This is a genomic window from Stenotrophomonas sp. 107298_Sma (genome assembly GCF_056480345.1).
Genome location: NZ_CM151094.1, coordinates 4,635,400 through 4,660,183 on the forward strand (window position 1 = coordinate 4,635,400; position 24,784 = coordinate 4,660,183).

The 24,784-nt window shown below is 67.0% G+C and carries 21 protein-coding genes and 1 riboswitch; of the genes, 8 read left to right on the top strand and 13 right to left on the bottom strand.

Annotation, left to right across the window (positions count from 1 at the left end):
- The first annotated feature begins 175 nt into the window (after window positions 1-175).
- From ACZK2G_RS21410 to ACZK2G_RS21425, 4 genes are read left to right on the top strand one after another with little or no spacing between them, the layout of a single operon-like run.
- Window positions 176-511 carry a hypothetical protein gene (locus tag ACZK2G_RS21410; RefSeq protein WP_006402574.1) on the top strand — a complete coding sequence of 112 codons (336 nt, stop codon included), beginning with the start codon at window positions 176-178 and terminating at the stop codon, window positions 509-511.
- Between the two features lie 56 nt (window positions 512-567).
- On the top strand, window positions 568-1,821 hold the full coding sequence (locus ACZK2G_RS21415; protein WP_046983448.1) for a TolC family protein: 1,254 nt from the start codon (window positions 568-570) through the stop codon (window positions 1,819-1,821).
- On the top strand, window positions 1,818-3,023 hold the full coding sequence (locus ACZK2G_RS21420) for an efflux RND transporter periplasmic adaptor subunit (protein WP_478474314.1): 1,206 nt from the start codon (window positions 1,818-1,820) through the stop codon (window positions 3,021-3,023). The genes ACZK2G_RS21415 and ACZK2G_RS21420 overlap by 4 nt, the downstream gene beginning before the upstream one ends.
- A gap of 10 nt (window positions 3,024-3,033) precedes the next feature.
- Entirely contained in the window at window positions 3,034-6,243 is a 3,210-nt protein-coding gene (locus ACZK2G_RS21425; RefSeq protein ID WP_478474315.1) for an efflux RND transporter permease subunit, read from the top strand.
- Between the two features lie 133 nt (window positions 6,244-6,376).
- Here ACZK2G_RS21425 and ACZK2G_RS21430 read toward each other — a convergent pair whose 3' ends face one another.
- The 9 genes from ACZK2G_RS21430 to ACZK2G_RS21470 all read right to left on the bottom strand — a co-directional run bounded on the left by ACZK2G_RS21430 (window position 6,377) and on the right by ACZK2G_RS21470 (window position 14,594).
- Window positions 6,377-8,149: a DUF885 domain-containing protein gene (locus ACZK2G_RS21430; RefSeq protein WP_046983446.1), complete on the bottom strand. Its 1,773-nt coding sequence runs from the start codon at window positions 8,147-8,149 to the stop codon at window positions 6,377-6,379.
- Window positions 8,150-8,452: 303 nt separating this feature from the next.
- Complete coding sequence (locus tag ACZK2G_RS21435) at window positions 8,453-8,800, bottom strand: lipid-A-disaccharide synthase N-terminal domain-containing protein (RefSeq protein ID WP_046983511.1); 348 nt, start codon at window positions 8,798-8,800, stop codon at window positions 8,453-8,455.
- Window positions 8,800-9,522: a glycosyltransferase family 2 protein gene (locus ACZK2G_RS21440; RefSeq protein WP_136639431.1), complete on the bottom strand. Its 723-nt coding sequence runs from the start codon at window positions 9,520-9,522 to the stop codon at window positions 8,800-8,802. The genes ACZK2G_RS21435 and ACZK2G_RS21440 overlap by 1 nt, the downstream gene beginning before the upstream one ends.
- An 89-nt stretch (window positions 9,523-9,611) precedes the next feature.
- Window positions 9,612-10,577 (bottom strand): NAD-dependent epimerase/dehydratase family protein, encoded by a 966-nt coding sequence (locus tag ACZK2G_RS21445; protein WP_046983444.1) that lies wholly within the window; start codon window positions 10,575-10,577, stop codon window positions 9,612-9,614.
- Between the two features lie 46 nt (window positions 10,578-10,623).
- Complete coding sequence (locus ACZK2G_RS21450; protein ID WP_046983443.1) at window positions 10,624-11,355, bottom strand: suppressor of fused domain protein; 732 nt, start codon at window positions 11,353-11,355, stop codon at window positions 10,624-10,626.
- 128 nt (window positions 11,356-11,483) lie between these two features.
- Window positions 11,484-12,407: a ParB/RepB/Spo0J family partition protein gene (locus ACZK2G_RS21455; RefSeq protein WP_046983442.1), complete on the bottom strand. Its 924-nt coding sequence runs from the start codon at window positions 12,405-12,407 to the stop codon at window positions 11,484-11,486.
- Window positions 12,407-13,204, bottom strand: coding sequence for a ParA family protein (locus ACZK2G_RS21460; protein WP_478474318.1), 798 nt, complete (start codon window positions 13,202-13,204; stop codon window positions 12,407-12,409). The genes ACZK2G_RS21455 and ACZK2G_RS21460 overlap by 1 nt, the downstream gene beginning before the upstream one ends.
- 112 nt (window positions 13,205-13,316) lie before the next feature.
- Window positions 13,317-13,955, bottom strand: a complete 639-nt coding sequence (gene rsmG / locus ACZK2G_RS21465; protein WP_478474320.1) for a 16S rRNA (guanine(527)-N(7))-methyltransferase RsmG — start codon at window positions 13,953-13,955, stop codon at window positions 13,317-13,319.
- Between the two features lie 39 nt (window positions 13,956-13,994).
- On the bottom strand, window positions 13,995-14,594 hold the full coding sequence (locus ACZK2G_RS21470; protein ID WP_478474321.1) for a 4'-phosphopantetheinyl transferase family protein: 600 nt from the start codon (window positions 14,592-14,594) through the stop codon (window positions 13,995-13,997).
- 84 nt (window positions 14,595-14,678) lie between these two features.
- Between ACZK2G_RS21470 and ACZK2G_RS21475 the strand changes: the two genes are divergently transcribed.
- Window positions 14,679-14,930, top strand: a complete 252-nt coding sequence (locus ACZK2G_RS21475; RefSeq protein ID WP_012512507.1) for a GlsB/YeaQ/YmgE family stress response membrane protein — start codon at window positions 14,679-14,681, stop codon at window positions 14,928-14,930.
- Window positions 14,931-15,002: 72 nt separating this feature from the next.
- Here ACZK2G_RS21475 and xth read toward each other — a convergent pair whose 3' ends face one another.
- From xth to ACZK2G_RS21495, 4 genes are all read right to left on the bottom strand, one after another.
- The gene (xth, locus tag ACZK2G_RS21480) at window positions 15,003-15,770 is read right to left on the bottom strand and encodes an exodeoxyribonuclease III (RefSeq protein ID WP_253078555.1); all 768 of its coding nucleotides are present in this window, start codon (window positions 15,768-15,770) and stop codon (window positions 15,003-15,005) included.
- A gap of 222 nt (window positions 15,771-15,992) precedes the next feature.
- Window positions 15,993-17,402 carry a coniferyl aldehyde dehydrogenase gene (locus ACZK2G_RS21485; RefSeq protein WP_478474323.1) on the bottom strand — a complete coding sequence of 470 codons (1,410 nt, stop codon included), beginning with the start codon at window positions 17,400-17,402 and terminating at the stop codon, window positions 15,993-15,995.
- Between the two features lie 154 nt (window positions 17,403-17,556).
- Window positions 17,557-19,218, bottom strand: coding sequence for an MFS transporter (locus ACZK2G_RS21490; protein ID WP_253078553.1), 1,662 nt, complete (start codon window positions 19,216-19,218; stop codon window positions 17,557-17,559).
- Window positions 19,219-19,296: 78 nt separating this feature from the next.
- On the bottom strand, window positions 19,297-20,724 hold the full coding sequence (locus ACZK2G_RS21495) for a DcaP family trimeric outer membrane transporter (RefSeq protein WP_046983432.1): 1,428 nt from the start codon (window positions 20,722-20,724) through the stop codon (window positions 19,297-19,299).
- 245 nt (window positions 20,725-20,969) lie between these two features.
- On the opposite strand from ACZK2G_RS21495, the gene acs reads away from it, so the two are divergent.
- The 3 genes from acs (at window position 20,970) to ACZK2G_RS21510 (ending at window position 24,636) form a co-directional block, all read left to right on the top strand.
- Complete coding sequence (gene acs, locus ACZK2G_RS21500; protein WP_478474325.1) at window positions 20,970-22,913, top strand: acetate--CoA ligase; 1,944 nt, start codon at window positions 20,970-20,972, stop codon at window positions 22,911-22,913.
- A gap of 80 nt (window positions 22,914-22,993) precedes the next feature.
- Entirely contained in the window at window positions 22,994-23,659 is a 666-nt protein-coding gene (locus ACZK2G_RS21505; protein ID WP_046982592.1) for a response regulator transcription factor, read from the top strand.
- 223 nt (window positions 23,660-23,882) lie between these two features.
- Window positions 23,883-23,972, top strand: a riboswitch (yybP-ykoY riboswitch).
- A gap of 88 nt (window positions 23,973-24,060) precedes the next feature.
- Window positions 24,061-24,636 carry a manganese efflux pump MntP gene (locus ACZK2G_RS21510; protein WP_046982591.1) on the top strand — a complete coding sequence of 192 codons (576 nt, stop codon included), beginning with the start codon at window positions 24,061-24,063 and terminating at the stop codon, window positions 24,634-24,636.
- Window positions 24,637-24,784: the final 148 nt, after the last annotated feature.

Sequence of the window (24,784 nt, forward strand, 5' to 3'; positions counted from 1 at the left end):
GGCCGCTGGCCGCTGGCCGGCAATGTGTCGGGGGTCGAAAAGCGTGCCGACCAAGGTCGGCACCCACCAGGGCAGAAGGCCCCCGGGCTGCCCACCTGAACGGGAGGTTCCGACGAATTCCCGAGGTGGCCATTGATATTGTATCCGGCGAAAACCGCTTGCTAGCCTCCCCTCCATGCGCCGGATCACCCGCCAACTGCGTACGTACCTGATGATGCTGCTGATGGCGGCATTCGTGGTCGTGCCGGTGGCCGACGCACTGGTGTGTGCGGTGGAACCGCATGCCAGCAGCGCCCATGTCGAATCCCTCGCGGACGACGCAGGCGGTGACAGCGACAGCAAGCACACCGGTGCCTGCACGCATAACCACTGCCACCACTCCACGCTGAGCCTGCCAGCGAACGATTTCGCCGCCTTCGGTACGCCGCTGCCGGCGCGCTGGATGAATGCCGGCGACGTGGCGACCTATGCGGTCGCCCAGGATGAATTGACGCGTCCCCCCCGGGCGTGAGTTGAGCGCGTCCCGCAATCGCGGGCTCCCGTTTCACTCACAACCGGAATCCCCCTATGTCGATCCTGACACCTCGGTCGCCGCGCGCGGCCGGGCTGGTCGTCGCTGTGTTGCTGGGCCTCGCCCCGGCGGCATCGGTGATGGCGCAAGCCGCCCCTTCCTACGACACCCTGCTTGAACGCCTCGACCAGCTGCCCGGCACCCGTGTCGGCGCGGCGCTGGCCGAAGCCGCCGACGCCCGTGCCGACCAGGCCCGTGCGTTGCCCAATCCTTCCCTCTCCTACTCCGCCGAGAACGCGTGGGGCACCGGCTCCTATGGCGGCATGGGCAAGGCCGACACCGTGCTCACCCTGTCCCAGCCCCTGGAGGTATGGGGCCAGCGTGGCGCGCGCGTCCGTGCCGCCCGCGCCGAGGCACAGGCGGCCAACCTGCGTGGCGCCCAAAGCCGCAGCGATGTGGCCAGCCAGTTGGCGGTGGTCTATGCACAGGCGGAAAGTGCACTGCGCCGCTACAGCCTGGCCGAAGAAGCGCTGACGCTCACCCGCGACGACGCCAACGCGGTCAATGCGATGGTCAAGCAGGGCCGCGAACCGCAGTTGCGCGCGGTGCAGGCGCAGAGCGAAGTGGCCAACGCCAGCGCCGCGCTGGATGAGGCGCAGGCGTTCCGCGACGCCGCGTTGGCCCGCCTGGCAGGTGCCGCGCTGCTGGATGCACCGGTGCAGTCGATCAACGACAGCCTGCTCGACCGTGCTCCGCCGCTGCCGCGTGGCGCCACCGATGCTGCGCTGGCGGTGCGCATCGCCGAGGCCGAAGCCGATGCAGCAGGCAAGCTTGTTGACGTTGAGCGCAAGCGCGCCCTGCCCGACCTCAGCGTCACTGCCGCACAGACACGCTTCCGCGAAGGCGGCGAGCGCGCCTACAACCTCGGCGTCAGCCTCAGCATCCCGCTGTTCGACCGCAACCGCGGTGGCATCCGCGCCGCCAATGCCGACCAGCGCGCGGCCGAAGCCCGTCTGGACCAGCAACGCCGCGACAGCGAGGCCGCGCGCCTCTCCGCCGTGGCCGGATTGAAGGCGGCCGGCAGCCGCACCCGTGCCTCCGACGAAAGCGTGGTCGCCGCCGAGGAGGCCTATCGGCTTGCCCGGGTCGGCTTCGACGCAGGACGCATCTCGCAGCTGGAACTGCGCAGCACCCGCAGCGCCCTCATCGCCGCCCGCGGCACCGCCGTAGACGCGCGCCTCTCGCGCGTCGGCGCCGAAATCGATCTTGCGCGCCTTGAAGGACGCGCCCCCTTTGTGGAGGCCCCATGACTCTCTCTCGTACTTTTCCGCTGATCGGCGGTGTCCTGCTGGCCGTGTTCCTGGCCGGCTGCGCCGGCAACGCGCAGACGCCGGAAACGGCCGATGCGACCACCGCCAAGGCCGGCACCGACGATGGCCACGGCCATGCTGCCGACAGCAAGGAAGCCAAGGCGGAAACCGCCAAGGCTCCCGCCGACGCCGATGAAGGCGTGGTGCAGCTGACCCCGGAACAGATCAAGGCGTCCGGTATCGAGGTGGTCGCCATCGGCCGTGGTGGCGGTGGCTCCACGCGCCTGTCCGGCCGCGTTGAACCGTCGGTGGGCGCACGCGCGTCGGTGGCCTCGACCGTGACCGGCCGCGTCGAACGCGTGCTGGTGGCACCGGGCACGGCGGTGAAGCAGAACCAGGCGCTGGCCATCGTGGTCAGTGGCGAGGCGGCAGTGTTCCGCGCCAATGCGCTGGCCGCATCGGCCGAAGCCGAGGCCGCACGCCTGGCCTACGGCCGCGACAAGGCGCTGGTCGACCAGGGTGTGGTTGCGCGCCAGGAGCTGGAAGCCTCACGCGCACGTTCGCTGGCGGCACAGGCCCAGGCGGCCGCCGCGCAGGCCCAGGCCGCCGCCAACGGTGCGCCCGATGCCAGTGGCCGCGTGCGCATCACCAGCCCGGTGGCCGGCATCGTCGGCAACGTGCAGGTCACCCCGGGCGGCGTGGTCGCCGCCGGTAGTGCGGTGGCCGACGTCGCCGATCCGAACATGAACGAACTGGTGTTCACCGCACCGCCAGCGCTGGCCGCGCAGGTCACGCCCGGCATGAAGCTGGAAGTGAGCGTGCCGGGTGGCAGCTTCACCGCCACCGTCACCGGTTCGGCCGCCGATGTCCGCCAGCAGGGCGGCGTCGCGGTGATCCGTGCCACGCCGGTGGACGCCTCCTTGCCGCCTGCCGGTTCACCGGTATCCGCCGTGGTGGTCACCGAAGGCCAGGATGGTTCGCTCAGCGTGCCGGCCGATGCGGTGCAGAACGTCGATGGCAGCAGTGCGGTGTTCATCGCCGTCGAAGGCGGCTTCAAGGCGCAGCCGGTCCTGGCCGGACGCCGTGCCGGTGACCGCATCGAGATCCTCGGTGGGCTGACCGGCAGCGAGCGCATCGTTGGCAGCAACGCCTTCCTGCTCAAGGCCGAACTGGCCAAGGGCGAAGCCGAGCACGGCCACTGAGGAGGCGACCATGTTCAAGCTGATCATTGAAACAGCGGTTCGGCACCGCTGGCTGGTGGTGTTCATGGCGGCACTGATCGCCGCGGTAGGCCTGTTCCAGCTGGGCAAGCTGCCGATCGACGCGGTGCCGGACATCACCAACCGCCAGGTGCAGATCAACACGGTGGCACCGGCGCTGACGCCGGAGCAGATCGAGCGGCAGGTGACCTACCCGCTGGAGACCGCGCTGGCCGGCATTCCCGGCCTGACCACCACCCGTTCGCTGTCGCGCAATGGCTTCTCGCAGGTCACCGCGATCTTCACCGATGCCACCGACATCTACTTCGCCCGCCAGCAGGTGGCCGAACGCATGCGCGAAGCATCGGAAGACCTGCCCGACGGTGCGTCGCCGATGCTGTCGCCGGTCACCACAGGCCTCGGCGAAGTGCTGATGTGGACGGTGGACTTCACCGCGTTCGATCCAGCCAAGCTGGCCAAGCCGGGTGAAGCCGGCTGGCAGGCCGGTGAGGTCTACCGCACGCCCGAAGGCAACCTGCTGCGCACGCCGGAAGAACGTGCGACCTACCTGCGCACCGTGCAGGACTGGATCATCGCGCCGCAGATGCGCTCCAGCCCCGGTCTGGCCGGCGTCGATACAGTCGGCGGCTACGTCAAGGAATACGGCGTACATCCGGACAGTGCAAGGCTGGCCGCGCACGGGCTCGGCCTGGCCGACCTGGTCACTGCCCTGCAACGTTCCAACGTGCAGGCCGGTGCCGGTTTCGTACAGCGTGCCGGCGAAGGCCTGGTGGTACGTGCCGATGGCCTGGCGCTGACCACCGACGATCTGGCGCAGGCCCCGGTGGCCACCCGCAATGGCGTGGTGGTGCGCGTGGCCGATGTGGCCGACGTTGACCTGAGCCGCGCACCGCGCCTGGGTGCGGCCAGCCGTAACGGCCACGAAGCCGTGCTCGGCACCGCGCTGATGATCGCCGGCGGCAACAGCCGCACCGTGGCGCAGGCAGCTGCGGCGCGCCTGGAACAGGTCAACAAGTCGCTGCCGGCGGACATCGTGGCAGCACCGGTGCTGGACCGCAGCGTGCTGGTCAATTCCACCATCAAGACCGTGGCCAAGAACCTCACCGAGGGTGCGCTGCTGGTGGTGGTGGTGCTGTTCCTGCTGCTGGGCAACCTGCGTGCAGCGACGATCACCGCGCTGGTGATTCCGCTGTCGTTCCTGTTCGCCGTGATCGGCATGAACCGCTTCGGCATCAGCGGCAACCTGATGAGCCTGGGTGCGCTGGACTTCGGCATCCTGGTGGACGGTGCGGTGATCGTGATCGAATCGACGCTGCTGATGCTGGGCCAGCGCCGCGCCGAACTGGGCCGTGCGTTGACCGCGATGGAACGCCTGCGCGTGGCCGCCGATTCGGCGCGCAAGATGGCACGCCCGGCCGCATTCGGCCAGCTGATCATCCTGCTGGTGTTCGCGCCGATCCTTACCCTGGAAGGCGTGGAGGGCAAGACGTTCCACCCGATGGCGGCCACCTTCATGCTGGCCCTGATCGGTGCCTTCATCTTCTCCTTCACCTTCGTGCCGGCGATGGCCGCGCTGCTTGTGCGGGAACCGAAGCTGAAGGACGGCGATGCGCATGCCGATGATGGCGAGCACGAGACCAAGCTGATCCGCGTGCTGCGCGCGCGCATCGAACCGGTGATCCGCAAGGCCGTGGACCATCCGCGCACGGTGGTGGTAGGCGCGGTGATGATGGTGGTGGTGGGCATCGGTTCGTTCTCGCTGCTGGGCCGCGAGTTCATGCCGACGCTGGACGAAGGCAACGTGGCGATGCAGGCCCTGCGCGTGCCGTCGACGTCGCTGGAGCAGTCGCTGGCGATGCAACTGGCGCTGGAAAAGGCGATTGCCAAGCAACCGGAAGTGGAGACCGTGTTCTCGCGCACCGGTACCGCCGAGGCGGCGATCGATCCGATGCCGACCAACATCTCCGACAGCGTGATCGTGCTCAAGCCACGCAAGGACTGGCCGGATCCGAACCTGGGCAAGGATGCACTGGTGGCACGCTTCGAAAAGCTGGCCGGGCAGCAACTGGGCAACAGCTTCGAGTTCAGCCAGCCGATCGAGCTGCGCTTCAACGAGCTCATCTCCGGCGTGCGTACCGACCTGGCGGTGATGATCTTCGGCGATGATTTCAGCCAGCTGCAGAAGGTGGCCGACCAGGTGGCGCTGAAGCTGCGTGCGGTGAACGGCGCGGCCGACGTGCGGGTGGAACAGATCTCCGGCCTTCCCACCCTCAACGTGGCCATCGACCACGTGGCGGCGGCGCAGTACGGCCTGACCGCGGCCGATGTAAGTGACGCGCTGGCCACCGGCATCGGTGGTACCGCCGCCGGCAAGATCTTCGAAGGCGATCGTCGTTTCAACGTGGTGGTGCGCCTGGACGATGCCTCGCGCAACGATCCAGACCAGCTGGCCTCGCTGCCGATCGCCACGCCCGCGGGCCTGGTGATTCCGCTGTCGTCGGTCGCGCGCATCACAGTGAGCGAAGGACCCAACCAGATCAGCCGCAACAACGGCAGCCGCCGTGTGGTGGTGCAGGCCAACGTGCGTGGCCGCGATCTGGGCGGTTTCGTCGGCGAGGCACAGGCGGCGGTGGCTGATGTTGCATTGCCGCCGGGCGCCTACCTGACCTGGGGTGGCCAGTTCGAGAACCTGCAGCGCGCGGAGAAGCGGCTGGCAACGGTGGTGCCGGTGGTGTTCCTGCTGATCGGCAGCCTGCTGTTCATGGCCCTGCGCAGCGGCAAGGAAGCCGTGCTGGTGTTCAGCTGCGTACCGTTGGCGCTGGTCGGCGGCATTCTCGCGCTGCTGCTGCGGGGCATGCCGTTCTCGGTGTCGGCGGCGGTCGGCTTCATCGCCGTCTCCGGCGTGGCCACGTTGAACGGCCTGGTGCTGATGCAGGCGATCCGCGAGCGCCTGGATGCCGGTGACCTACCGATGATGGCGGCGATCAACGGTGCGTCCAGCCGCATCCGCGCGGTGCTGACCACCGCGCTGGTGGCGATCGTCGGCTTCATTCCGATGGCGATTGCCAGCGGTTCCGGCGCGGAGGTGCAGAAGCCGCTGGCCACGGTGGTGATCGGCGGGTTGATCACCGCCACCGTGCTGACCCTGCTGGTGCTGCCGACCTTCGCTGCGCGGGTGGCCAAGCCAAGGGCGGTGGGGTGAAACATGACGGGGTCGGATCCTGCGATCCGACCCCGTTTTCCGATCCCCGGTAGTGCCGGCCGCTGGCCGGCAATGTCGAACGATTGCAGTGCGTGCAGGTTGCCGGCCAGCGGCCGGCACTACCTTGGAACGGTCAGGCCTTCTTGCGTTCGGCGATGTAGGCCTGGATCTGCTGTTCCAGCACCGGCAGCGGCACCGAGCCCTGCTTGAGCAGGGTGTCGTGGAAGCCCTTGATGTCGAACTTGTCGCCCAGTTCCTTCTCGGCCTGCGCGCGTAGGCGCACGATGGCGATCTCACCCAGCTTGTAGCTCAGCGCCTGGCCCGGCCAGGAGATGTAGCGGTCCACTTCGGTGGTCACTTCATGCTCGCTCAGCGCGGTGTGGTCGCGCAGGTAGGCCAGCGCCTGCTCGCGGGTCCAGCCCTTGCTGTGCACGCCGGTGTCGATCACCAGACGCGTGGCGCGCCACATTTCGTAGGTCAAGCGGCCGAAATCCTCGTACGGGGTTTCGTAGATACCCATCTCCACGCCCAGCTTCTCGCAGTACAGCGCCCAGCCTTCGCCGTAGGCGGAGATGTAGGCGTTGCGGCGGAACTCGGGCAGGTTCTTCTGCTCGGCGGCGATGGCACCTTGCAGCGCGTGGCCCGGATCGGATTCATGCAGGGTCAGCGCCGGCAGGTTGTACAGCGGGCGCGACGGCAGGTTGTAGGTGTTGAGCCAGTAGGTGCCCATGCCACCGCGGCCGGCGGTCCAGAACGGTGCGATGTCCGGCGGCACCGGCACGATGGTGAAGCGCGCGCGCGGCAGGGTCATGTACTTGCCCAGCTGACCGTCTGCCCGCTTGGAGATCCATGCGGCGCGCGACAGCAGTTCTTCCGGCGTCTTGGCATAGAACTGCGGGTCGGTACGCAGGAAGGTCAGGAACTCGGCAAAGCTGCCCTTGAACTTCACCTGCTTGATGATGTCGTTCATTTCCTTCTGGATGCGTGCCACTTCATCCAGGCCGATGCGGTGGATCTCGTCCGGCGACAGGTCCAGCGTGGTGTATTCGTGGATCTGCTGCTTGTAGTACGCCTTGCCGTCAGGCATCGCTTCGGCGGCCAGCGTGGTGCGCGCCTGCGGCACGTACTCGTTGACGAAGAAGGTGCGCAGCTGCTGGAAGGCCGGCACCACCTTGCCACTGATCGCTTCACGCGCCTGCGCCTGCAGCTTGGCCTGCACGGTGCCCGGGATGCTGTTGGGCAGCTTCTTGAACGGCGCGTACAGCGGCGATTCGGTCGGGTCTTTCAGCTCGGCGACGGTGGCGATGGACACTTCGCGGCCATCGAGCACCGCGCGCGGCACGCTGAAACCGCGCTTCAGGCCGGCGCGCATGTTCTCGGTCTGCTGGCCGAAGTAGCGCGGCACATCATTCAGGCGGGCGATGTAGTTCTGGTAGTCCTGCACGGTCTTCATCTCGCGCCGGGCCATGAAGGACAGGTTGGACCAGAACGAGGAGTCGGCGTTGAACGGCATCTCGTAGCCACGCAGACGCGTCTCTTCGGCCAGGTTGAACACCTGGTCACGGTAGATCGCGTAGTTGACCTGGTTGTCGGGCGACAGGGTCTTCGGGTCGATTTTCTTCAGCGCAGCGAGGGTTTCATCCCACACCTTCAGGCGCGCCTGCTGCGCGGCCGGGCCGACGTCGGGCATGCGGGTGGCGTTGGCCGGGGCGTCTTCGTCCTCGCTGGCCTCACCACCGCCCTGCTGGCGCCACTTCCATTCCTTTTCGTACAACGCGCGGAAGGCGGCGTCAGCGGGCGATTCGGTGGCCACGCTGGCCGGAGCCATAGTGGCGGGAGGTGCGGCCAAGGCCACGGCGGGGGCGGACAGAGCGAGCAGCAGGGCGACGGCAAGACGGGTTTTCACGAGCACAGGTTCCCGGGAAGGCAGACCCCGATCATGGCACCGCGCATCGCCCGTGGCATGGGACGAAGGTCCTGCCTGAGCCGTGTCCTGGTAGCTGCCAACCTTGGTTGGCAAACGGGGAGACCCAGCACCGAAGGCGCGCGGTAGCGCGGGGCCATGCCCCGCGAGCGCGCAGCGCGGTCGACGGATACAGCCGCCGGGCATGGCCCGGCGCTACCGATGCACGGCCACTCTGGTAGCTGCCAACCTTGGTTGGCACCCGGCGAATCCCAGCGCCAACCAAGGTTGGCATCTACCGAAGACCTAGTGGCTGGCCTTGTCCCGCTTCCAGCCGCGGTGCTTGATGTCCAGCTGCAGGCTGTACAGCGCGGTGAACGCCGGGAACAGGTTCTGCAGCACGCCCACCGAGTCCTGCTTGGCCGAGAACAGGAAGTAGCTCAGCGTCATCAGGCTGCCGACCACGCTCATGTACCAGAACAGGCGCGGGATGACCGGCTTGCCGGCGCGCTTGGAGGCCACGAACTGGACCAGCCAGCGCCCACCGAACATCAGCGCACCGGTGTAGCCGATCAGCTTCCAGCCGGTCACATGCAGGCCGGTCCAGTACAGCCAGGTCAGCGGCTGGTCGAGCCAGTGCAGTGCCAGTGCCATCATCGCTCTTCCACCGCGGTGCGCTTGCTGCGGGTGATCAGCCAGGCCACACCGCGCAGATCGCGGATGCCGACCAGCGCACGGCCCAGGTTGTTGTACTTGGACACGCCGGCGGTACGGTGGCGGTGATTGACCGGCACGCTGGTGGTCTTCCAGCCGGCGCGCTGCATCAGCGCCGGCAGGTAGCGGTGCATGTGGTCGAAGTACGGCAGGTCGAGGAATGCGCTGCGCTCGAACAGCTTGATACCACAGCCGGTGTCTGGGGTGTCATCGCGCAGCATGCGCGCGCGGATGGCATTGGCCCACTTGCTGGCCCAGCGCTTGCTGCCGCTGTCCTGGCGGTTGACGCGCCAGCCGGCGAACAGCTTTACCTGCGCCGCTGCGGCGTCACGGGCAGCCAGCAGCTTGGGAATGTCGGCCGGATCATTCTGGCCATCGCCATCGAGGGTGGCGATCCACGGCGCACGAGCGTGCTTGACGCCGGTTCGCACAGCCGTGCTCTGCCCACTCTGGTTCACGTGGTGCAGCACCCGCAGTTCCGGGGTGGTGGCCTTCAGGCCCTGCAGCACCGCCAGGGTGTCATCGCGCGAGTGGTCATCGATGTAGACGATCTCGAACGGCAACCGGCCACGCAGGGCAGCGGTGATCTCGGCCACCAGCGGTGCGACGTTGTCGCGCTCGTTGAACACCGGGACGACGACGGAAAGCTCGGGTTGGCTCATGGGGGACTCGGCCAAGAGGGAACAAAGACCGCGCATTCTCCGAAACCAAGGTTATCCGAAGATGAATCCGGTTGTGTGAGGATCCACTCTCAGGCGCGGTCGCCAAAATACTCGCGGCACCACTGCACGACGGGCGGCAGCCCCGCTTCGATCGGGGTGACCGCATCAAAGCCGAATGCGTCATGTGCACGCCGGGTATCCGCCATCGTGCGCACCATGTCGCCCGGCTGCATCGGCTTGTAGACCTTCTGCGCAGGGCGGCCGGCAGCCTGTTCGATCACGCTGATGAAGCGCTCCAGCTCGACCGGCGTATGGTTGCCGAGGTTGAACACCCGGTGCGGCACCGGACCATCGGCCGGATGCGCGAGCGCGCCGAGGATACCGGCCACGATGTCGGAGACATGTGTGAAATCGCGCTGCATGCGGCCTTCGTTGAACACATCGATCGGCCGCCCGGCCAGCACCGCGCGCGAGAACAGCAGCGGAGCCATGTCCGGCCGGCCCCACGGCCCGTACACGGTGAAGAAGCGCAGGCCGGTGGCATGCAGGCCGTACAGCTGCGCGTAGGTGTAGGCCATCAGCTCGTTGGCCGCCTTGGTCGCCGCGTACAGCGAGCGCGGCTGGTCCACGCGCTGGTCTTCGGAAAACGGCGGCGTGGCCGAATCACCGTAGACCGAGCTGCTCGACGCATACACCAGGTGCTGCACGCCACGGTGGCGGCACAGCTCGAGGATGTTGACGAAGCCGACCAGATTGCTGTCGACGTAGGCCTGCGGGTTTTCCAGCGAATAGCGCACGCCCGCCTGTGCAGCCAGATGGATCACCGCCGTCGGCTTCACCTCGTCGAACAGCGCGGCCAGGCCCTGCTGGTCGGTCAGGTCGAGGGTGCGCAGGTCCAGCGTCGGGCACAGTGCGGCCACGCGGTCGCGCTTGATCTGCGGGTCGTAGTAGTCGTTGAAGTTGTCCAGGCCGACCACGGGCCGACCCGCCTCCAGCAGCGCGCGGGCGGTGTAGGCACCAATGAAGCCGGCAGCGCCGGTAAGCAGGATGGTCATGGCAGGGGCCCGGAAGCAGAAATTCAGACCCCTGATGTTACCGGTCTCAGAACAAACCGAAACGCTTCCTGGCCACGTTGACGCGCCCGGGCTCGATCACGTCCTGGATGTTCTTCGCATCGAAGCGGTCGAGCAGCGCTTCGGCGCCCTTCTTCAGCTTCAGGTCCATTTCTTCCGGATACAGCGGGATGATGGTCATGAAACTGATGACCTTGCCGTCCTCCAGCGCCAGCTCGGCGAAGTCTTCCGGGGGGGTTACCGGCGGCAGCACGATGGCGCCATCGAAACCCACGCCCGGTGCATAGGGCTCGCTGGGGTGGCCGTTGGGAATGGTGTGGCCGAAACCCAGCCAGGTGTCGTACTCGTGCGGCAGCCGTGCCAGTCCCTTCAACAGGCGCACCGGCCAGTAGTTGCGCTCATCCTCGAAGGCGTCCTGCGAGATCGGCCAGTCGGCCGGCAGGGTCACCATCAGTTCCATGTAGCGCGGCACGTCCGCGTCCACCTCGTCGGGCACGGTCATCGGCAGGTCGCTCATGCCCGAGGTCACCAGCCGCAGATACGGAAACTGCTCAGTGGCCGGCACCACGTGCACGTCGATGTGCACCAGGTCGGAGATGATTTCGTGGAAGACACCGGACACCGGGCCGAGATGGCGCTCGATGTGCGCGCCGATCGCCTCGATGTGCTCTTCGCCCTGCGGCGGGGTGAAGTCCTTCTCGCGGCTGTGCACCATGATCGGGCTGCCGCCCGGGCTGACGTCGTCGAATGCGTTGCTCATGTCCTGCTCCCTGGATGAGACCACGGGCCGGAGAGCAGTGCATCCCACGGCGCGCGCGGCGGTGCGTTCCCTGTCAATTGCAGGACGCGGCAGGAACAGGCCGCGCCCCCCCCGTCGCGACGCCGGACTCAGGCCTGGCGGGCGCGCAGCTTTTCCAGCACACCGTCCAGGGTATCCAGGTCGGTGTAATGGATGATCAGCTTGCCCTTACCGCCGCGGCCGTGGCTGATCGCCACCTTGGCACCCAGCGATTCGGACAGCTCGGTTTCCAGCGAAGCGATATCGGCCTGCTGCACCTTCGGCGTGGCCACCGGACGGTTGCTCGGCACCTTGCCGGCGGCGAAGGCCTGCGCACGGCGCTCGACCTCACGCACCGACCAGCCTTCATCGGCCGCTTCCTGCGCCAGCTTGCCGGCCAGTTCGGGGGCCAGGGTCAGCAGTGCACGGGCGTGGCCCATTTCCAGGCGGCGGGTTTCCAGCAGCAGGCGGATCGCCACCGGCAGCTCCAGCAGGCGCAGCAGGTTGGACACCGCCGCGCGCGAGCGGCCGACGGCCTCGGCGGCCTCGGCATGGGTCAGGGTGAATTCGCTGATCAGGCGCTGCAGCGCCTCGGCTTCTTCCAGCGGGTTGAGGTCTTCGCGCTGGATGTTCTCGATCAGCGCCATCGCGATGACGGTGCGGTCTTCCAGCTCGCGCACCACCACCGGCACTTCGTCCAGGCCGGCCAGCTGCGATGCACGCCAGCGGCGTTCACCGGCGACGATTTCGTAGTTGCCTGCCGGCAGCTGGCGCACCAGGATCGGCTGGATCACGCCCTGCGACTTGATCGAGTCGGCCAGCTCGGACAGCTTGCCCTCGTCCATCTCGCGGCGCGGCTGGTACTTGCCCGGCTGCAACTGACCCACGGCCAGCTTGCGCAGCACTTCACCCGGCAACGGTTCGATCACCGCGGTGCTGGCCTGCACCTGGCTGACCGCACCCTTGGGACCCAGCAGGGCATCCAGGCCACGGCCGAGGCCTCGCTTCTTGGCTGCCGGCTTGCTGCTGGTCATCAGACGATCTCCACGGCCTTGCCGGCCTTGTTGCGTTCGTTGCTGCGGCGGATGATCTCGCCGGCCAGGCCCAGGTAGGCGACGCCACCGCGCGAGGCGCGGTCGTAGCCGACGATGCTCTGGCCATGGCTGGGCGCCTCGGCCAGGCGCACGTTGCGCGGCACGATGGTGCGGAACACGCGGTCGCCGAAGTGCTCGGTCAGCTCGGCCGAGACCGCGTTGGCCAGGTTGTTGCGCACATCGAACATGGTGCGCAGCACGCCTTCGATCTCCAGCGCCGGGTTGAGGTTGGCACGCAGCGCCTCGATGGTTTCCACCAGCGCGCTCAGGCCTTCCAGTGCGTAGTACTCGCACTGCATCGGCACGATCACCGAGTCGGCGGCGGCCAGCGCGTTGAGCGTCAGCAGCGACAGCGCCGGCGGGCAGTCGATCAGGATGTAGTCGTACTCGTCGCGGATCGGCGCCAGCGCACGCTTCAGGCGCTGCTCGCGCTCGCTCTGCGCCATCAGCTGGATCTCGGCCGCGGTCAGGTCGATGTTGCCCGGCAGCAGGTCGTAGCCTTCGGCGGTCTGCACGCGCACGTCGGCGGCGCTGGACTCGCCCAGCAGCAGGTCGTAGGTGGAGGAGACCAGCTCGCGCTTGTCCACGCCACTGCCCATGGTCGCGTTGCCCTGCGAATCCAGGTCGACCAATAGCACGCGCTTGGGTGCGTTGGCCAGGGAAGCGGCCAGGTTGACGGCGGTCGTGGTCTTGCCGACGCCACCCTTCTGGTTGGCGATGGCGATGATGCGGGCCATGCGGGTGTGCCTCGTCGACGTGTGCTGGGACCGGTCATTATGCGTACAACCGGCCCCTTGCGGAAATCGTGAATCGCCAACCCGTTGTTCCACAAGGGGCTGGCGACGGGAATCAGGGACCTGTAACGGTGACCAGGTGGCGTTCGCCGGCCAGGCCGGGCACGCTCAACGGGGTCACCTCACGCACCTGCCAGCCAGCCGGCAGGTCCGCGATCTCCTCATGCGGGTAGACGCCCTTCATGGCCAGCAGCACGCCACCGGGGCTCAGCAGGTGGCCACCAACGCGGACGATGCCGGCCAGGGTGTCCATCGCGCGCGCGGTCAGCTGGTCGTAGTGGCCAGCTTCGTCCAGCGCCTCGGCGCGCGATTCGGCCACGCGGGCATTGCCCAGACCGAGCTGGCGCACGGCCTCGCGCATGAAGCGCGCCTTCTTGCCGTTGCTCTCCACCAGGGTGACCTGCAGGCCCGGGCAGGCGATCGCCAGCGGGATGCCGGGCAAGCCGGGACCGGTACCGAGGTCGGCCAGGCTGCCATCAGCCACAAGCGGCTGCATCGCCAGCGAGTCGAGCAGGTGGCGGGTGACCATCTCCTGCGGGTCGCGGATGGCGGTGAGGTTGTAGGTGCCGTTCCAGCGGTGCAGCAGGGCCAGGTATCGCAGCAGCGGCGGCGCCAGCGCGGCGTCCAGGCCCATGCTGGCCAGGCCCTGTTCCAGCGTGGCAGCCACGCTGGCGGGAAGTGGGTGTTCGCTCATGCCGACATTATCGCCGGTTTTGCGCGCTGATTCCCCGCTTCAGTGCGGATACCAGGCCAGAGCAGCGCGGAATTGCCCGGTGGCCTGCCATTCGTGCAGATGCCAGCGCGCGGCCACGCCCAGTGCCGGGTCACACCAGCGCAGGTGCAGGGCGCCATCGGCCCCCGGGGCCAGCTGCAGGCGGTGCAGGCCGAACGAGATGCCCTGCCCGTGTGCCTTCAGCATGGCTTCCTTGGCGCACCACACGCGGAAGAACCAGTGCTCGCGCCCGGCCTCGTCCAGGCTTTCCAGCCAGGCCACTTCCTCGGGGTGGAAGAAGCGCTGCACGATCTCCAGCAGGCGGGCCCGCGGCCGCAGCAGCTCCAGGTCGACGCCCAACCGCACGCCCTCGCCCAGTGCCACAAGCAGCACCTCGCCACTGTGGCTCCAGCCAGTGCCGTAGTGGGCCAGCGCGCCGCTCAGCTCCGGCCGGCCCTTGTCATCGCGAACCAGTGGCAGCGTCTCCGGGTCGGTGCCCAGCGCCTGCGCCAGTACCTGTCGCGCCTGCGGTTCGCCGCGGTGGCCCGGCACGTGCGGGCGCCGCCAGACCGTTACCGGGCCGAAGCGCCACGGGCCGTCGAGGGTGGCTGGCAGGCTCATCCGCACGCGCCCATCACGCAATTGCACGACGGGTTCACAGCCATGCGCGTCAACTGGTCACAGTTCCCCACCGGAGGTTCGATCATGGGCATCATCGTTTGGCTGATCGTCGGCGGCATCGTAGGCTGGCTGGCCAGCATCATCATGAAGCGCGATGCCCAGCAGGGCATCATCCTCAACATCGTGGTCGGCATCGTCGGCGCGCTGATTTCCGGCTGGCTGTTCGGCGGCGGCATCAACGAAGCGATCACCATCCGCACCTTCCTGTTCTCGCTGATCGGTGCGGTGATCCTGCTGGCGATCGTCAACCTGTTCACCCGCAAGAGCATACGCTGACGCGGCAGTCGTGCCGGCCGCTGGCCGGCAGACGCATCACAACGGGCCCGGCATTTGTCGGGCCCCGTTCGTTCAACCGATCTGCACCCACGCTGGCGCATGATCGCTGGGGCGTTCCCAGGTACGCGGCTCGCGGTCGATGCCCGAGGCCACCGCACTGCCCTTCAGCGCGTCGGAGACCAGGGTCAGGTCGATGCGCAGGCCCAGGTCGCGGCGGAAACCGGCGGCACGGTAATCCCACCAGCTGAACACACCGGCCTCGTCGTTGTGCAGGCGGAAGCCATCGTGCAGACCCAGCTGCAGCAGCTTGTTCAATGCACCGCGCTCGGCGGTGGAGGTGAGGATGTGGTTTTCGTTCCACACCTCCGGGTCGTGCACATCGCGCGCATCCGGGGCGATGTTGAAGTCGCCCATCACGATCAGCTTCGGGTGCCGCTGCAGTTCTTCGGCGATCCACGCATGCACCGCTTCCAGCCAGCGCAGCTTGTAGTCGTACTTGTCGGTGCCGATGTCCTGGCCGTTGACCACGTACAGGTTGATCACCCGCAGGTCGCCGAAGGTACCGGCGATGACGCGCTTCTGCTCGTCCTCGAAGCCGGGAATGCCGATCTGCACGTCCTGCGCCGGCTCACGCGACACCAGCGCGACGCCGTTGTAGGTCTTCTGCCCGGCGAACACGCTGCGGTAGCCCGCGGCGATCAGCGCCGAATCGGGGAACTTGTGGTCCTCCAGCTTGGTTTCCTGGATACCGACGATGTCCGGGCCGAAGTCCTTGAGCCACTGCTCCAGGTGCGGCAGGCGGACGTTGAGCGAATTGACGTTCCACGAGGCGATCTTCATGCGGGCATTCTACCCGGGTGGGCTTTGGTAGAGGCCGACCTTGGTCGGCGCTTGGGGTTCACGCGTGCCAACCAAGGTTGGCACCTACCGGAACGGGCCGCGCGGGTTGGCCCCTACCGGTAGTGCCGGCCGCTGGCCGGCAACCCGATAACCCTTCCGGCAAGACCCTGCGCCTGCCGGCCAGCGGCCGGCACTACCACTGGATGCACGCCCTGCCTGGATTCATCGCAGCAGCAGTTTCAACAACCCCGCAATCTTCGAATACGGCGGCCGCAGCCGGTCACTGGCCGCCCAGCGCGACTGCCACAGCACCGGCAGCCGCTTGCTCATCGCATCGAACCCGGCCCGGCCGTGGTACGCGCCCATGCCGCTGGCCCCTACCCCGCCAAACGGCAGGCCATCGGCCGCGAAGTGCAGCAGGGTGTCATTGACCGTCACCCCACCGGCCACCACCTGGCCGAGGATGCGCTCCACCGCCGCTTTGTCATGGCTGAAGGGATACAGCGCCAGCGGCCGGTCGCGGGACAGCACGTCGGCCAGCGCCGCATCCAGATCCGGGTACGCCCGTACCGGCAGGATCGGGCCGAAGATCTCCTCGCGCATCAGGTCCAGGTCGTCCGGCGGGTCCAGCACCACGGTGGGCACCAGCAGACGCTCGCGGTCGGCGCGCGCATCGTCCACCTGAGCCAAAGGAATCACCGGCACGCCGCGTTCGCGCGCCTGCGCCAGATAGCCCTGCAGGCGCCGGTACTGGGCCTCATTGATGATCCGCGTGTAATCGTCGGCATCGCTGAAATCGCCGTAGCGTTCGCGCACCTGCTGCTGCAGCGTCTGCACGAACTCGCGCTGGCGCGCGGTATCGATCAGCACGTAATCCGGCGCGATGCAGGTCTGCCCGGCGTTGAACCATTTGCCGGTAGCCAGCCGTGCAGCGGCCTTGTCCAGCGGGAAATCGCGGCAGACGATGGCCGGCGACTTTCCGCCCAGTTCCAGCGTGACCGGCACCAGATGCTCGGCGGCGGCAGCCATCACTTTGCGGCCAACAGCCGTCGAGCCAGTGAACAGCAGATGGTCCAGCGGCAGCGATGACACCGTTGCGGCCACATCCGCCCCACCCTGCACCACCGCCACCCGATCGGGCGGGAACACGCTGGCCAGCAGATCGGCCAGGAATGCACTGGTGCGCGGCGTGTGTTCGGAGGGTTTGAGCAGCACGTGGTTGCCGGCGGCAATCGCGGTGGCCAGCGGTACCAGTGCCAACGTGACCGGGTAATTCCAGGGCGAGATCACCCCGACCACCCCCAGCGGCGTCGGCCGCAGCTGCGCGCGCGCCGGCCACAGCCGCCAACCGGCGCCCACCCGCTGCGGCTTCGACCAGCGCCGGAGGTGGCGGCGCAGGTGGTCGATGGCCGACAGCACGCTCATGCCATCGGCCAGCTTTGATTCGACGTGGGCGCGGTGGCCGAAGTCCTCGGCGATGGCCTGGGCCATTTCGTCCAGGCGTGGCTTCAACGCCTCGCGCAGGCGGCGCAGGTCAGCTTCGCGCTGATCGAGCGTGGGCTGCTGCGACTGCCAGGCGCTGCGCAGGGTGTGCAGGATGGCGGGAAGGTCGGCTGGGACGGTGGTGGTCATGGGCCGACTATACGGGTGCGACACGTCTCGATGGGGTCAGATCCCTTTCGCAAGCGAAAAGGATCTGACCCCAAAAACAGGGAAACAAAAAGGCCGCGGTCTGCACCGCGGCCCCTGAAACCCGGTGGGTGCCGACCGTTGGTCGGCACACCGGTTATTTGGTGATATCCACGTCCTTGGTTTCGCGCAGGAACAGGCCGCCGATCACCACCGACATCAGCGCGATGATGATGGGGTACCACAGGCCGTAGTAGAGGTTGCCGGTGCCGGCCACCAGCGCGAACGAGATCGCCGGCAGGAAGCCACCGAACCAGCCGTTGCCGATGTGGTACGGCAGCGACATCGAGGTGTAGCGGATGCGGGTCGGGAACAGTTCGACCAGGTAGGCGGCGATCGGGCCGTAGACCATGGTCACGTACAGCACCAGCAGCCACAGCATGAAGATGGTGCCGGCGATGTTGATGCGTGCGCCGTCGGCCTTGGCCGGATAACCAGCGGTGGCCAGGGCGGTCTTCAGCTCCGCACCGAACGCATCGGCCTTGGCTTTGCCGTCTTCCTTGGTCAGGCCGGCGGCTTCGTACGAGGTCACGCTGGCGCTGCCCACGTTCACCATCGCCAGCGAACCAGCGGCGGCGGGCTGCACGTCGTACGGCACACCGGCCTTGGTCAGCGCGGCGGTGGCCACGTCGCAGGAGCTGGTGAACTTGCGCAGGCCGACCGGATCGAACTGGAACGAACAGGTGTTCGGATCGGCAACCACCAGCGCCGGCGAATTGGTGCGGGCTTCTTCGATGGCCGGGTTGGCGAAGTGGGTCAGGCCCTTGAAGATCGGGATGTAGGTGACGGCGGCCAGCAGGCAGCCGGCGAGGATGATCTTCTTGCGGCCGATACGGTCGGACAGCCAGCCGAAGAAGATAAAGAACGGCACGCCCAGCGCCAGCGCGGCGGCGATCAGCAGGTAGGAGGTGGTGGCGTCGACCTTCAGCATGCTGCTGAGGAAGAACAGCGCGTAGAACTGACCGCCGTACCACACCACCGCCTGGCCGGCCGCAGCACCCAGCAGAACCAGCAGCATCAGCTTCAGGTTGCCGCCCTTCAGGCTGTCACGGAACGGCGTCTTGGAACCCTTGCCCTCCGACTTCATCTGCTGGAACAGCGGCGACTCGCTCAGCTGCAGGCGGATCCACACCGACACGCCCAGCAGCACGATCGAGACCAGGAACGGAATGCGCCAGCCCCAAGCTTCGAAGGCTTCGTTGCCGAGGAAGTAGCGGCAGGCCAGGATGATCAGCAGCGACATGAACAGACCGAGCGTGGCCGTGCACTGGATGAAGCTGGTGTACAGGCCACGCTTGTCGTCCGGCGCATGCTCGGCCACGTAGGTGGCGGCACCGCCGTACTCGCCGCCCATCGCCAGGCCCTGGGCCAGGCGCAGGATGATCAGGATCACCGGTGCGGCGAAACCGATCGAAGCGTAGTTGGGCAGCACACCGACCAGGAAGGTCGAGATGCCCATGATCAGGATGGTGACCAGGAAGGTGTACTTGCGGCCGATGCGATCGCCGAGGCTGCCGAAGAAGGCCGCGCCGAACGGGCGCACGAAGAAGCCGGCCGCGAAGGCCAGCAGGGCAAAGATCATGCCCGTGGTTTCATTGACACCACTGAAGAACTGCTTGGCGATGATCGCCGCAAGCGAGCCGTACAGGAAGAAGTCATACCACTCGAACACCGTGCCGAGGCTCGACGCGAAAATGACCTTCTTGTGGCCCTGGGTCAGGGTGCCCGCTTTGTGTGCGGTGCTGGGTGTGCTGGACATGGGACGCTTTCCCTCTGTAGATGCCGACCGTTGGTCGACACGCAATTCGGTAGGTGCCGGCCGTTGGCCGGCACGCTCTTAGAAGCTGTACTTCGTGGTGAACTGCAACCGGGTGATGTCACCCTTGTTGCCGTTCTCCACTTCGCGACGGCCATACATCAGCTCTGCACCGATATCGACCTTGGGCAGCGGCGAGTAGAAGATATTGCCGCGGATGCTCTGCACGCTCTTGGTCACCAGCGGGCCGAGGATGCTGTCGTTGTCGTAGTCGCTGCGCGCGTAGATCAGGTTGGTGCGCAGCTTCGGCGAGAACGCGTGCCGCCAGCCCACGTAGCCGGCAAGCACGCCGGTCGGGTTGAGCTCGTCGCGGGCCACGTCGTAGGCACTATCGGCGGTGATGCCCAGGCCGATGTAGCGGGCGATGCCTTCGCCGCCGGTCAGCTGGTAGTGCAGCGAATCGCTGTCACCCATCACCCACTTGCCGCCCAGGGTCAGGCCGCCGGCCACCTTGTCGGCCTTGGCGCCGGTGGCCTGGTTGTCGACCTTCAGCTGACGGACGATGCCGCCGACGCCGAAGGTGCCCCAGTTGCCCTTCCAGCCGTAACGCATCGTCAGATCAGGCAGGCTGCCACGATCGGAGTTGGCGCTGGCATTGGTCCACGCACCGGTAACCGGGTTGCGGGTACCGGTGAGGGTGGTGGTTTCCGGGTTTTCCAGCGCGACGCTGAAGCCGCCCTGGGTGTAGCGCACCTGCGCCTGACGCACGAAGATCACGCCGTCGGTGGGGCCGACGAAGTCGACCGCTTCCGGCAGTGCGGCCGCGTCCATGAAGTTGGACCAGGTCTGGCCCGCCATCCAGTTGTTCCAGTACATGTAGGCGTGGCGCAGGGTCACACCGTAGGTATTGGTCGCGGTCTGGTTGCCCAGCGAATTGCCGAAGAAGTCCATCTCGAAGAACGCACCGGCCTTGTTGCCCGATTCGCTCACGTTGTCGATGCCCAGGTTGAAGCGCGAGAACTTGGCATGGGCGTTGAAGTCAGTGCCCGAACGCTTGCCGCTGCCGCCGGCGCCTTCCACCGGCGTCTGGCCCGGCAGATACAGCGAGCGGCCGGTGGCGTCGTCGGCCAGCTGGCCATCGCTGGTCTGGGTGGCGAGGAAGTCGGCCTTGATGAAGCCGCCGATCTTGACCGTGGTGCCCGGCGCGGCGCCTGGGGTGATGGTGGTGACCTGGATCGGCTGCTTGCCGGTCGGCACCGAGGCGACCGGCTTCTGCTCGGCCTGCACGGTGCGGACTTCGGTTACGGCCTGCTGGGTCTGGCTGATCTGGGTCTGCTGTTGCTGTTGCGAAGACAGCAGCGCCTGGACCTGGCGTTCCAGTTCGGCAACGCGTGCTTCCAGCGCTTTCTCTTTGGCGGTCTCTGCGAACGCCATGCCCGGTGCGACCAAGGCGACCAACAGGCAGGCCGCCAAAGGTTTGCGCACGGCTTTCAACGTACGGTGGCTCATGTTGCCCTCTCTCCCAAGTGGCAAGGTGATGCCGCGCGTGGGGCACGGTCGAGCCGAGACTGCGGGGCGTTCACGCACACCGGCTATTCGCCATTGGTCGAACCCGGCCCTGCAGGACGCTCACTTTCGACCATGGTCTAAGCAAGGTGGTGACGCGGGCGGGGGTGGATGGGGCAAACTGAGGGGGATCGGTCGCTGCGATGCTGCGACCGCACATACAAAGTCAACGTGCAAGTGAGGGTGCCATGGCTGATATCTACCCCGTCGATCCGCAGTTCGCCGCCAAGGCACGCATCGACAAGACGTCCTATGAACAGCAGTACCAGGCTTCGGTGACCGACCCGGATGGTTTCTGGGGCAAGGCCGCCGAGCGCCTGGAGTGGATGCGCAAGCCGACGAAGATCAAGAACGTCAACTACGACCTGTCCGACTTCCACATCAAGTGGTTCGAGGATGGCGAGCTCAATGCCAGCGTGAACTGCCTGGACCGCCAGCTGGAGAAGCGTGGCGACAAGACCGCCCTGCTGTTCGAGCCGGACGGTCCGGACGCACCGGCACAGCACGTGACCTATCGCGAGCTGTACGAGCGCACCTGCCGCCTCGGCAACGCGCTGCGCAACCTCGGCGTCAAGAAGGGCGACAGGGTCACCATCTACCTGCCGATGATCGTCGACGCCGCCGTGGCCATGCTGGCCTGCGCGCGCATCGGTGCAATCCACTCAGTGGTGTTCGGTGGCTTCGCACCGAACTCGATCGCCGACCGCGTCAGCGACTGCCAGAGCAAGCTGATCATCACCGCCGACGAGGGCCTGCGCGGTGGTCGCAGGATTCCGCTGAAGGCTAATGTTGATGCCGCGCTGAAGCTGCCCGGCACCAATACCGTCGAAACCGTGCTGGTGGTGCGTCACACCGGCGGCGCGGTGGACATGCAGGCACCGCGCGACCGCTGGTTCCACGACGTGGTGGACAGCCAGCCGGCCAGCTGCAAGCCGGAACGCATGAACGCGGAAGACCCGCTGTTCATCCTCTACACCTCCGGTTCCACCGGCAAGCCGAAAGGCGTTCTGCACACCACCGGTGGCTACCTGCTGTATGCGGCCTACACCCATGAAGCGGTGTTCGACCTGCGCGAGGACGACATCTACTGGTGCACCGCCGACGTCGGCTGGGTCACCGGCCACAGCTACATCGTGTACGGCCCGCTGGCCAACGGCGCGACCTCGCTGATGTTCGAAGGCGTGCCGAACTATCCGGATACCTCGCGCTTCTGGAACGTGATCGACAAGCACAAGGTGTCGATCTTCTACACCGCGCCGACCGCCATCCGTGCACTGATGCGCGAAGGCGAGGAGCCGGTGAAGAAGACTTCGCGTGCCTCGCTGCGCCTGCTGGGCAGCGTCGGCGAGCCGATCAACCCGGAAGCCTGGCGCTGGTACTACGAAGTGGTCGGCGACAGCCGCTGCCCGATCGTCGATACCTGGTGGCAGACCGAGACCGGCGGCATCCTGATTTCGCCGCTGGCCGGCGCGATGGACCTCAAGCCGGGTTCGGCCACCCTGCCCTTCTTCGGCGTGCAGCCGGCGCTGGTCAATGCCGATGGCGAGATCAAGGACGGCCCGACCGAGGGCAACCTGATCATCCGTGATTCCTGGCCGGGCCAGATGCGCACGGTGTACGGCGACCACCAGCGTTTCATCGATACGTATTTCCGCACCTACCCGGGCAGCTACTTCACCGGTGACGGTTGCCGCCGCGATGAAGACGGCTACTACTGGATCACTGGCCGCGTGGACGATGTGATCAACGTCTCCGGCCACCGCATCGGTACTGCCGAAGTGGAAAGCGCGCTGGTCTCGCACCCGAAGGTGGCCGAAGCCGCCGTGGTCGGGTTCCCCCACGACGTGAAGGGCCAGGGCATCTATGCGTACGTGACGCTGGTGGCCGAAGAGGTGCCAACCGATGAGCTGCACAAGGAGCTGATTGCGTGGGTGCGCAAGGAAATCGGCCCGATCGCCACGCCGGACCACCTGCAGTGGGCGCCGGGCCTGCCCAAGACCCGCTCGGGCAAGATCATGCGCCGCATCCTGCGCAAGATCGCCGAGAACGCACCGGACCAGCTCGGCGACACCTCGACCCTGGCCGATCCGTCGGTGGTGGCGTCGCTGGTGGACGAGCGCAAGGTGCGATGATGCATCACCCGGGGTCAGAGCCCTTTCCGCCGGGAAAGGGCTCTGGCCCCATGTAGCTTCCCCCACGGTTCCCCCCGACCATGACCACCCTCCTGATTGCCGATGACCACCCGCTGTTCCGCGAAGCCCTGCGCGGCGCCGTGCAGCGGGTCATCCCCGGCGTGCAGCTGTTCGAAGCCGACAGCGTGGAAGCGCTGTACGCGCTGGCCGACCAGCACAACGATGCCGACCTGGTCCTGATGGACCTCAACATGCCCGGTGCACAGGGTTTCAACGCACTGGTGCACATGCGCTCGTTGCATCCCCACCTGCCGGTGGTGGTGGTGTCCGCGCGCGAAGAAGCGACGGTGATGCGCCGGGCGCTTGACCATGGTGCGCTGGGCTTCATTCCCAAATCGGCCGACTCGGACACCATCGGCCACGCGCTCGGCACCATCCTCGATGGTGAGACCTGGGCACCGCCGGAAGCGCACAACGTGCCGCCCACCGGCAGCGAGGAACGCGAAGTCGGCCACCGCCTGCGCGAACTGACCCCTCAGCAGTTCCGCGTGCTGCAGATGCTCGGCGCCGGTCGCTTGAACAAGCAGATTGCCTACGACCTCAACGTCTCCGAGGCGACGATCAAGGCACATGTCACCGCGATCCTGCGCAAACTGGGCGTGACCAACCGCACCCAGGCCGTGCTGATGGCCGGCAAGCTGGCCATCGACGACGACGCTATCGTGCTGCCGCCGGAAGAAGACTGAAGGTAGTGCCGGCCGCTGGCCGGCAATCGCCTGAAACGCGTGAAATCGCTCTGGTAGGTGCCAAGCTTGCTTGGCGCGCTCTCGGCGTTGCGCATGCCGGCCAGCGGCCGGCACTACCAGGCACCGCTGCGCTCTCGATATAGCCATCGCTATACAAACCAGCCCTGCCTGCGCGTTTCGCTGGAAATGCGCCACGCGCGAATCGCGATGCTAAGCTGCGCGTCCCCTTGGGGAGTAGCCGGATTCCTTCGCAGGAATCGTCCACGTCAACATACTCGGCCAGTGCGCCGTGGCGTGGACAACCATGATGGTTGGCGAGACCAGCGGCCCGCGCGCGCAACGTCAGGTTGGGCGCGAGCGCAGGCCGTGCGTCCGCCCTAGCCCGACCTCAGCCGCCGCCCATGTCCCCCATTTCGATCCTCCTGATCGGCTTTGCCATGTCCACCGATGCCTTCGCCGCGGCGATCGGCAAGGGTGCGGCCATGCGCAAGCCGGTGTTCCGCGACGCACTGCGTGCCGGCATCATCTTCGGCGTCATCGAGGCGATCACGCCCATCATCGGCTGGCTGCTCGGCCGCGCCGCGCTGCAGTACGTCGAAGCCTTCGACCACTGGATCGCCTTCGGCCTGCTCGGCGCGCTGGGCATCCACATGATCTACAACGGCCTTCGCCCGGACAATGCCGAGGATGACGAAGACCCCTCGCAGCACCACGGCTTCTGGAAGCTGGCGCTGACCGGTTTCGCCACCAGCATCGACGCAATGGCGGTGGGTATCGGCCTGGCCTTCATGGATGTGCATATCGGCGTGATGGCTGCGGTCATCGGCCTGTGCACGCTGACCATGGTCACCGTCGGCATCATGCTCGGCCGCGTGCTGGGCAGCATGGTCGGCAAGCGCGCCGAGATCATCGGCGGCGTGATCCTGGTGATCATCGGCGCGACGATCCTGTACGAACACCTGCATGGCGTGGGGTAACGCACCCGCGATTACGTGGTTGCCGGCCAGCGGCCGGCACTACCAGGCATCACATCCACGCATGGCGTGGATCTACTGCCAGGCCGATGAAGCTTTGGTAGATGCCAGGCTTGCCTGGCATGGTTTCACGTTACGGTTGCCGGCCAGC

Bases quoted from the DNA above. Each gene is read 5' to 3' on its own strand.
- ACZK2G_RS21410 (WP_006402574.1), top strand. From the start codon at position 176: ATGCGCCGGATCACCCGCCAACTGCGTACGTACCTGATGATGCTGCTG.
- ACZK2G_RS21415 (WP_046983448.1), top strand. From the start codon at position 568: ATGTCGATCCTGACACCTCGGTCGCCGCGCGCGGCCGGGCTGGTCGTC.
- ACZK2G_RS21420 (WP_478474314.1), top strand. From the start codon at position 1,818: ATGACTCTCTCTCGTACTTTTCCGCTGATCGGCGGTGTCCTGCTGGCC.
- ACZK2G_RS21425 (WP_478474315.1), top strand. From the start codon at position 3,034: ATGTTCAAGCTGATCATTGAAACAGCGGTTCGGCACCGCTGGCTGGTG.
- ACZK2G_RS21435 (WP_046983511.1), bottom strand. From the start codon at position 8,800: ATGGCACTGGCACTGCACTGGCTCGACCAGCCGCTGACCTGGCTGTAC.
- ACZK2G_RS21440 (WP_136639431.1), bottom strand. From the start codon at position 9,522: ATGAGCCAACCCGAGCTTTCCGTCGTCGTCCCGGTGTTCAACGAGCGC.
- ACZK2G_RS21445 (WP_046983444.1), bottom strand. From the start codon at position 10,577: ATGACCATCCTGCTTACCGGCGCTGCCGGCTTCATTGGTGCCTACACC.
- ACZK2G_RS21450 (WP_046983443.1), bottom strand. From the start codon at position 11,355: ATGAGCAACGCATTCGACGACGTCAGCCCGGGCGGCAGCCCGATCATG.
- ACZK2G_RS21455 (WP_046983442.1), bottom strand. From the start codon at position 12,407: ATGACCAGCAGCAAGCCGGCAGCCAAGAAGCGAGGCCTCGGCCGTGGC.
- ACZK2G_RS21460 (WP_478474318.1), bottom strand. From the start codon at position 13,204: ATGGCCCGCATCATCGCCATCGCCAACCAGAAGGGTGGCGTCGGCAAG.
- rsmG (WP_478474320.1), bottom strand. From the start codon at position 13,955: ATGAGCGAACACCCACTTCCCGCCAGCGTGGCTGCCACGCTGGAACAG.
- ACZK2G_RS21470 (WP_478474321.1), bottom strand. From the start codon at position 14,594: ATGAGCCTGCCAGCCACCCTCGACGGCCCGTGGCGCTTCGGCCCGGTA.
- ACZK2G_RS21475 (WP_012512507.1), top strand. From the start codon at position 14,679: ATGGGCATCATCGTTTGGCTGATCGTCGGCGGCATCGTAGGCTGGCTG.
- xth (WP_253078555.1), bottom strand. From the start codon at position 15,770: ATGAAGATCGCCTCGTGGAACGTCAATTCGCTCAACGTCCGCCTGCCG.
- ACZK2G_RS21485 (WP_478474323.1), bottom strand. From the start codon at position 17,402: ATGACCACCACCGTCCCAGCCGACCTTCCCGCCATCCTGCACACCCTG.
- ACZK2G_RS21490 (WP_253078553.1), bottom strand. From the start codon at position 19,218: ATGTCCAGCACACCCAGCACCGCACACAAAGCGGGCACCCTGACCCAG.
- ACZK2G_RS21495 (WP_046983432.1), bottom strand. From the start codon at position 20,724: ATGAGCCACCGTACGTTGAAAGCCGTGCGCAAACCTTTGGCGGCCTGC.
- acs (WP_478474325.1), top strand. From the start codon at position 20,970: ATGGCTGATATCTACCCCGTCGATCCGCAGTTCGCCGCCAAGGCACGC.
- ACZK2G_RS21505 (WP_046982592.1), top strand. From the start codon at position 22,994: ATGACCACCCTCCTGATTGCCGATGACCACCCGCTGTTCCGCGAAGCC.
- ACZK2G_RS21510 (WP_046982591.1), top strand. From the start codon at position 24,061: ATGTCCCCCATTTCGATCCTCCTGATCGGCTTTGCCATGTCCACCGAT.